The organism is Bdellovibrionota bacterium (assembly GCA_035292885.1).
Classification (GTDB): Bacteria; Bdellovibrionota_G; JALEGL01; order JALEGL01; family DATDPG01; genus DATDPG01.
In genome coordinates this window covers 1-7149 of record DATDPG010000026.1, presented here as the reverse complement: position 1 = coordinate 7149, position 7149 = coordinate 1, and the positions used below count along the sequence as shown (strand labels likewise).

9 protein-coding genes are annotated in these 7149 nt (G+C 56.1%); 5 read left to right on the top strand and 4 right to left on the bottom strand.

Features of this window, described 5'->3' with window-relative positions; all coding sequences use genetic code 11:
- Together VI895_02195 and ilvC are read right to left on the bottom strand one after the other, a co-directional pair.
- The coding region (locus tag VI895_02195; GenBank protein ID HLG18609.1) for a 3-methyl-2-oxobutanoate hydroxymethyltransferase at positions 1–446 on the bottom strand (446 nt) is incomplete at its 3' end.
- Positions 446–1393: a ketol-acid reductoisomerase gene (gene ilvC, locus VI895_02190; protein HLG18608.1), complete on the bottom strand. Its 948-nt coding sequence runs from the start codon at positions 1391–1393 to the stop codon at positions 446–448. The genes VI895_02195 and ilvC, both read right to left, overlap by 1 nt.
- Positions 1394–1469: 76 nt before the next feature.
- On the opposite strand from ilvC, the gene VI895_02185 reads away from it, so the two are divergent.
- Together VI895_02185 and VI895_02180 are read left to right on the top strand one after the other, a co-directional pair.
- Positions 1470–1868 carry a hypothetical protein gene (locus VI895_02185; protein ID HLG18607.1) on the top strand — a complete coding sequence of 133 codons (399 nt, stop codon included), beginning with the start codon at positions 1470–1472 and terminating at the stop codon, positions 1866–1868.
- A 40-nt stretch (positions 1869–1908) separates the two neighbouring features.
- Positions 1909–2541: a hypothetical protein gene (locus VI895_02180; protein HLG18606.1), complete on the top strand. Its 633-nt coding sequence runs from the start codon at positions 1909–1911 to the stop codon at positions 2539–2541.
- A 130-nt stretch (positions 2542–2671) separates the two neighbouring features.
- On the opposite strand, the gene VI895_02175 is transcribed toward VI895_02180, so the two are convergent.
- Both VI895_02175 and VI895_02170 read right to left on the bottom strand, forming a co-directional pair.
- Complete coding sequence (locus VI895_02175) at positions 2672–4225, bottom strand: FAD-dependent thymidylate synthase (GenBank protein HLG18605.1); 1554 nt, start codon at positions 4223–4225, stop codon at positions 2672–2674.
- Positions 4222–4359, bottom strand: a complete 138-nt coding sequence (locus tag VI895_02170) for a hypothetical protein (GenBank protein ID HLG18604.1) — start codon at positions 4357–4359, stop codon at positions 4222–4224. The genes VI895_02175 and VI895_02170 overlap by 4 nt, the downstream gene beginning before the upstream one ends.
- A 71-nt stretch (positions 4360–4430) precedes the next feature.
- Here VI895_02170 and VI895_02165 point away from each other — a divergent pair, with 71 nt between their 5' ends.
- The 3 genes from VI895_02165 to VI895_02155 all read left to right on the top strand — a co-directional run bounded on the left by VI895_02165 (position 4431) and on the right by VI895_02155 (position 7097).
- A complete protein-coding gene (locus VI895_02165; protein HLG18603.1) occupies positions 4431–5489 on the top strand; it encodes a hypothetical protein in 1059 nt (352 codons plus the stop codon).
- Positions 5490–5526: 37 nt separating this feature from the next.
- On the top strand, positions 5527–6081 hold the full coding sequence (gene dcd / locus VI895_02160; GenBank protein ID HLG18602.1) for a dCTP deaminase: 555 nt from the start codon (positions 5527–5529) through the stop codon (positions 6079–6081).
- 230 nt (positions 6082–6311) lie between these two features.
- The gene (locus tag VI895_02155; protein HLG18601.1) at positions 6312–7097 is read left to right on the top strand and encodes a rhomboid family intramembrane serine protease; all 786 of its coding nucleotides are present in this window, start codon (positions 6312–6314) and stop codon (positions 7095–7097) included.
- Positions 7098–7149 lie beyond the last annotated feature (52 nt).

Sequence of the window (7149 nt, the reverse complement as noted above, 5' to 3'; positions counted from 1 at the left end):
CCGAATTGGTGCACGGATTGCGGCGTCATACCGACGTGGCCCATGACCGGAACTCCGATCTCGACCAGCCGGCGGATCGTAGAGGCCATCGGTCGACCCCCTTCCAATTTCACGGCTTGAGCGCCACCCTCCGCCAAGAAGCGAATGGCGTTTTTCGTCGCGACGCTTTCGGACGATTGATAGGAGCCGAACGGCATGTCTCCGACCACCAGCGCGGATTGGGCCGCGCGCGAAACGGCCGCCGTGTGCCGGATCATATCGTTCATGGTGACCGCCAACGTGTTTTCGTAGCCGTATATGACGTTGCCAAGCGAGTCGCCTACAAGAAGAATATCGACGCCCGCCTCTTCGAGCATTCTTGCCGTTTGAAAATCGTATGCCGTGAGCGCGGCGATTTTTTCGCGTCCCTTCGCTTGAAGAATGTCCACGATGGTTTTCCGGGACACTAAGCTCTCCCGCGTTCGATTCGGCGCCGGATTTTTCGGCCGGTGATTTCGACCAGGCTTCCCTTCAAGTTCGTCAAAGCTTCGCGCGTCGCCGGAAACCCGGTCTCCGCTTCCCGGGTAAGGTTGCCCGCGAATGTCCCCGCCCGGATCTCCTCAAACAGATCTTCGAGGTTTTGGCGCACGTCGGGCGAAATCACACGTCGCCCTCCCTGAATTCCCCCGAACTGCGCGGTAGGACTGGCGAACTGAAGCGTGCCGTGGATTCCCCGTTTCTGGAAAAGGTCGGCCATGAACGCCAATTCATGTACGCATTCCAGATAGGCCACTTCGGGCGAGATACCTCGATCGACCAATACATTGTAAGTTTCTTCGACAAGGGCCGGAAGACCGCCGGTTAAAAGAGCCTGTTCCGAAAAAAGATCGGCTTCAACCTCTTCTCGGACGGTCGCGCGGTACGTTCCGGCGCGCAAAGATCCGATTCCTTCGGCGACCCGATTGGCGACTTCCCACGCGTGGCGGGTCGCATCGTTCGCGACGGCCAAGACGGCCGGAACACCGCTGCCCGCGATAAATCGCTCGCGAACGGCGGTTCCGATTCCTTTCGGAGCCACCAAAATCCAGTCGGTCTCGTTTGGCCACGCAGCTGTTTGGTAGTGAAGCGTGAATCCATGGGCGAACAGGAGACTTTGTCCCGGCTTCAAGTGAATCTTGTACCGGGAACAAAATTCGGGCATGGCGTCATCGGGAATGAGAAGTGCGAGAACAGCGATTTCCTCAAGCTTTGGACCGATCACTTCCGTTCGAAATCCCAGAGCTTCGGCCTGGCGCCGTCCTTTCGATCGTGGCCGTAAGAACAGCGTTACGTTCCAGCCGCTGTCCCGAAGATTAAGCGCCCAGGCTTCCCCCTGGTTCCCGAACCCGACGATGCCTATTTTACTCGATTGCATGGTAGGCTGGGGCTCTTATCAGACCCCCGGGGGAACCAGCAAGGCGGTCATTGGGCTGTGCTAAGATCGTTTCGCCATGGTGCCGGGTGCGTCCTGGATATTTGCGAGCGTTCTGACGTTCGGAATTCTTCTCTTTACCGCGCGGGAAGTCAGCCTCTATCGAGCAGACCAGCGTACGAGGAACGAACTTTATCCTTATTCCAAGAGGCGCCTTATGCTGCGCGTTATTATCTCCCTTTGTCTCTTGACGGAAGTGCTTCTCTTGTGTGTTCTTCGACATACCCTCTCCGCCCAGCGTCCGGTCTGGTTTGCTACGTATGTCCTCTCGGTAATTGTGATTGCCGGTGTGATGACCTTGCTGGCCCTGCTCGACCTTCGGGAATCGCACGTTCTGCACGCCCAGAGTCGACGGCGCCTTTTTCAGGAATTTCTCCAAGAAGTTCAGCAAGGTAGCCAGCCTCCGGAGGTCCACTAATGGCATCAAATCTGCAGATTCTGTAGGATACGGGACGCTCATGCGTGTAAGTGCTCGAATTTACATAGTTTTGCTTGGCGCAAACTGGCTCGCTGCGGCAGCGTGGGCTCAATCCACCGCTCCACAGCAGCCGTACTATGACCCCTCCGCCCCGCCAGCTTGGGTTACTCCCGCGCCGACGGCGCCGGGCTTTGTACCCAATCCGCAAGATCCGACACAGCCGTTCCCTCCTCCGACAGCCGTTCCACCGGCGGTTGGAAACCCAAATGGTGGAACCGGTTTCGATTATTTTGAAGACGAGGATGATTTCTACGATCCCGGTTACGACTCTTCCGCCGGAGGTGGCGGTGGCAAACACGAGGTGAAGGATAGTTTTAAATTGGTTGAGAGGCCGACCGCGCCGGTATGCAAACGATGGGGGAGCAGTTTTCTCGGACCGATCCGTTTCCCCGATTTAAGCACGTGCGAGTTCGAGCTCGAACAAAAGATTGATCGGGGGAGCGCTTCGATCGACACACTTTATGACCGTGTGGAGTTTTACAAACTCAAGAAAGTGATCCAGGGCGACCTGAAAGACCGTCAGGAGGCGGCCAAATACGATATCCGGTTCGATGCCTTGCGAAGTTCGCTCCGTGAAGCCGCGCGCAGCGGCTGCACGTGCAAAGAAAGATAGGTCACATCTATAACGTTGCGTTGCGGGCTCCGGTCTCGGCGTTCACCCCCATTGTCTCGCCATTGGCTCGCAATGGGGACCCCCGCCTCGCCACCCGCAACGCTACGTCATAGAACTTCGCTTGAAGAAATTACAATTCCCTTTGAACGTTGGGAAAATCCCGCCAAACGGGAATGCCGCAGAAATGACTCCCCTCGGTGCATCGGGGGCTAGCGACGCCGTTCCGGACGACGCAAGGAGGACCGACGAAATCCTTGAGGAAGGGATGGACCTTCGTGACCTGCTCGACCTCTTCCATCGACGCGTGAAAGATCTCTTCTTGGGCGTTCAAGCAGGTTCGTTGCGTCCACTTGTGCAATAGAAAGAGAAGGGACCCCGATTCCATGAAGCGGACGTTGGCGGCGTTGGGAAGAACGTAAACGGCAAATTCCCGGGGTACGCCCATCTCGAGCAGGTCGTTTTTGGCCTTCCAGATTTTTTTCATGTGCCGATCGTACATTTCGAGCGCTTTGGGATTCCGTTCGATCAACATCGGCCTGAAGAAATCCGGTCGGGCCGTATCCACCAACTGGTAAAGCGGGCGGGTGCCCGGAACCATGCGGTGGCGCTGATTCTGGGAATCCGCGGAATGACTCAGGCGCTTCTGGAACGTGTAATAAACGTGATGAAGGGTTCGCATCACCGGGGACTGGGCCGAGAGGTCGATCTTTTCGATGCGATAACGATTTACGTGAGGATCGAGGGCCAGCCGGACGAGGTCCGAAGAGGACCGAGAGGTCACGGCCGACCCGAGAGCCATGCGCATCGATTGCGCGATCACTTTCTCGCCGTTTGCCGTGTAATCCATCAGTTTGGACAGCCGATACGGAGCTAATTCGCGATCCCACTCGGCGGGATCGTAATCGGCGGGGCCCGCGTCTACCCAGCTCGACTCCGGGATCTCCTCTCGTTCCAACGGCGGATCGCCGATTTTCGAGAAGAAGTCGGGGTCGATTTCTTTCACCGCCTGAACCATCGCGCCGATCACGGTTCGGGCTTCCGTCGGTGTGTCTCCCCCGTTCATCAGTCTCCACAATCGATGCAGAACCAAACCGGAGCAAGTGTAAACCATGGCCGTGTGCGTCGCCACTGGAAGGACGTAGCGGGCGATCTCGATGGCTTTCTTGTCCGCCTCCCGGACGACCTGCTTTTCGAGGCGGGGATGTGGGTGGCGGTCGAGGTGGCGGATTTTCCCCATGATCCGAAGCGTATCGGCCTTCAAAATCTCGGCGAGTTCCCGATACGTCTGAAAACCCTCGACGACCGCCGATCGGTAGAGTTGGAACGCCTTCCCGGTCATTTTTTCCGGTGGAGGAAGAAAAGCCCGGACTTCATTTAATCGGACGTATCTCTGGCTCTGTTGGTCCGAATTGTAAAAGGGAAAACTATGCAAGATCGACCAGACGAAATGCCGGGAAATGTTTTCCAGGCTGAATTCAAACGTCGCGTGCTGATAGATCGTGTGATGGCCGGCGTTGAACGTCAGCGGTCCGATGGAGTCGCGCTGTTTCGCCGTGACGTCGACCGCCTCCACCACATCCGACGAATAGCAGGTCCGCGCGGCGGCGATCGCGTCATCGTACGGACGATTGAAGGAGTTTCGCAGGCGGATGACGGGGGAGAGAGGCTCGAACGGGAGGCTCATTTTGCGCCCTGCGCTCTCAACATCAGCGCAAGAAGGGATGCGAGGTTACGGCTGATTTCCAGACTGCATTTTTTGGCCTCTTTCCCCAGCTCCCTTTCCGAGTAGGGAAGGGTGACGACGTAGGGTCTCATCATGCGCGGGTCACTCTATCGAGCTTTGCCGTTCCTTTCAAAACCAAAAAAGCTTGGGTAGGCTCGCGTTAGGCATGGCATTACGGTTAGGCGAACTCCTGGTTAAAAAGAAGATCTTGACGGCGGAACAGGTCGACAAGGCGTTGGAGGCTCAACGCACGTACGGTGGCCGACTGGGAACCAATTTGGTCGAGCTAGGATTCATCGAGGATACCCAGTTGGCGAAAGTCCTGGCCGAGCAACTTAGGGTTCCCTCCGCGACCATGGAAGAATTCGAAAACATCTCTCCGGACGTGATCAGACAGGTCTCGAAAGAATTCGCCCAGGAACATCGTGTGGTTCCGATTGGCATGACCGGGAAGCTCCGCGTAGCAATCAGCGATCCCCGGGATGTCGAGGCCATCGATCAACTTGGGTTTAAATCCGGCAAGGCGATTCAAATCGTCGTGGCTCCGGAAATCTGGATTGCAGCGGCCCTGGAACGCTATTACAACGTCGCGCGCGATATCCGTTACATTCGCATGCCGGAAAAGGACTCGGCTTCCAGTGGTGAATTGACCTACGACATCAGTACTGACGTTCAGACGGATTACGCGGGGAAGTTCGAACCGATCAAGTCCGATCTTTCCCTTGCCGACTACACGGTTCGTCTCGTGCGCGCCGGGAAGAAGGAGGAGGTGTTCGACGCCCTTCTCGATTTCTTGGGAAACTCGTTTCCGCAAATGGCGATCTATGTCGTGAGGAAGGATCACATTGGGGGATGGATCGTGAGGGGATTCCCCGTTCATGCGCGAGAATTCGCGGCGGTGAAAATCCCATTCGGTACGAGAACGATTATTCAAACCGTCGTCGACACCGCCGCACCTTACGTCGGAAGACTTCCCCCCACGATCGATGATCTCAAAAGCGTCGAGCTTCTCCGGCTTCCGAAAGACGGCGTGTTCTCCTTTTATCCGGTGACGTTTCGGGGGAGGACGCTCACGGTACTGCTGTGTGTGGCGGGGAAAGGCTCGAAAGCCGCCGATTCGGGGCGCACGGCCGGACTCGCGTGCCAGAAAGCGGGATTTGCGCTGGAGATGCTGGCGCTTCGGAATCAAATCACTCAACTGCCGGCTGCGGCGGCGCCCGCCTAGCGGACGCAATTCGGTTGCGTGGAACGGGAGGTTTCGGATGCCTGTGAAATCAGATCGATGGATCCGCAAAATGGCGAAGGAAAAAAAGATGATCGAGCCTTTTGTGGAGAAACAGATGCGGGATGGCGTCATCTCCTCCGGCCTGTCAAGTTACGGTTACGACATCCGTGTGGCCGATGAATTCAAGATCTTCACCAATATCAACACCACCGTCGTGGATCCCAAAAAGTTCGACGAACGATCGTTCGTTTCCTTCCGGGGAGATGTTTGTGTCATTCCCCCCAATTCGTTCGCCCTGGCTCAGACCGTGGAGTATTTCCGGATTCCGCGAAACATCATCACCCTCTGCGTTGGAAAATCGACGTACGCCCGTTGCGGAATCATCGTGAACGTCACACCGTTCGAACCCGAGTGGGAGGGGTTCGTGACGCTGGAGATCTCCAATACGTCGCCCTTGCCGGCCAGAATTTATGCCAACGAAGGGATTGCCCAGGTTCTTTTCTTCGAAAGCGACGAAATCTGCGAAACATCGTACGCGGATAAGAAAGGGAAGTACCAAAAACAGCAATCGATCACACACGCAAAGGTGTGACCATGGATGAAGCCTTTAAGAAGATCTTTGGAATGCCCCTTTTCCCTCATCTTTACGCGATACCTCTTTCGATGATTTTGGGCGTAGCTATCGGCTACTACCTTCGAGGAAGAATTGAGGGGGAATCCCCTCCTCGCTTGCCACCCAAGCCAAAAGTCTAAGTATTTTAGATTCTTAGGTTTTTAGCTTTGACCGGGAAGGGTGCCGGCAGTTATTATAGAGATATTCCCATGAAGCCTGAGTTGGAACGGGTACGGCTCAGCCTGGGGGGGAGCTTCACGCCCGCCGTACGCATCTTTCTTTGGATTAACGGCCTGACCTACCTGTTTTTGGAGCTCGTAGCTCAGCGCGGCTTCGTACTTCAAACCCTCGACGGCCTCGATATTCAGGTTCCGTACGCCCGGTTACTGCCGCAACTTTTGGGGCTCGTCCCGTATTCCGTCACGCACGACTACGCGTGGTGGCAGCCGATCACGTACATGTTCGTGCACCGAGAGTTCTTTCATCTTCTGATGAATATGTTGGCGCTCTGGTGGTTCGGTGCCGATGTGGAGCGGCAGTGGGGAACCAAAGCCTTTCTCCGATATTATTTTGTGACGGGGATCGGTGCGGGGTTGACGTCGATCGCCATGGGATGGAATTCCATGACGCCGACGATCGGAGCTTCCGGCGCCGTCTTCGGGCTTCTGCTCGCTTTCGGCGTACTCTTCCCGAATCGTGTCATTTATCTCTATTTCGTCATTCCGGTAAAAGCGAAATATTGCGTTCTCGGATTCGGAGCGCTTGAATTCTTGGCCCTGGTCGCATGGTCCCCGGGAGACGGTGTCAATCACATCGCCCATCTCGGCGGTATGTTTTTTGGCCTGGCATGGTTCGCTTATTATCGTTACGGCCTCGATGTCCAATCGTTGTGGCGCCGGCTCAAACGGCGGAGAATGCGCAGGAAGCTGAGGCTCATACGCAAGAACCGCGACGAAGATCCGTTCGATCAGTACTCCAACCGAACGATTCATTAAGCGTTAACACAGAAATGGCGTTGGGCTCCGGTCACGATGGGATCCCCCAAGG

Excerpts from the sequence above, each read along its gene's own strand:
- ilvC (HLG18608.1), bottom strand. The coding sequence starts at position 1,393 with ATGCAATCGAGTAAAATAGGCATCGTCGGGTTCGGGAACCAGGGGGAA.
- VI895_02185 (HLG18607.1), top strand. The coding sequence starts at position 1,470 with ATGGTGCCGGGTGCGTCCTGGATATTTGCGAGCGTTCTGACGTTCGGA.
- VI895_02180 (HLG18606.1), top strand. The coding sequence starts at position 1,909 with ATGCGTGTAAGTGCTCGAATTTACATAGTTTTGCTTGGCGCAAACTGG.
- VI895_02175 (HLG18605.1), bottom strand. The coding sequence starts at position 4,225 with ATGAGCCTCCCGTTCGAGCCTCTCTCCCCCGTCATCCGCCTGCGAAAC.
- VI895_02170 (HLG18604.1), bottom strand. The coding sequence starts at position 4,359 with ATGATGAGACCCTACGTCGTCACCCTTCCCTACTCGGAAAGGGAGCTG.
- VI895_02165 (HLG18603.1), top strand. The coding sequence starts at position 4,431 with ATGGCATTACGGTTAGGCGAACTCCTGGTTAAAAAGAAGATCTTGACG.
- dcd (HLG18602.1), top strand. The coding sequence starts at position 5,527 with ATGCCTGTGAAATCAGATCGATGGATCCGCAAAATGGCGAAGGAAAAA.
- VI895_02155 (HLG18601.1), top strand. The coding sequence starts at position 6,312 with ATGAAGCCTGAGTTGGAACGGGTACGGCTCAGCCTGGGGGGGAGCTTC.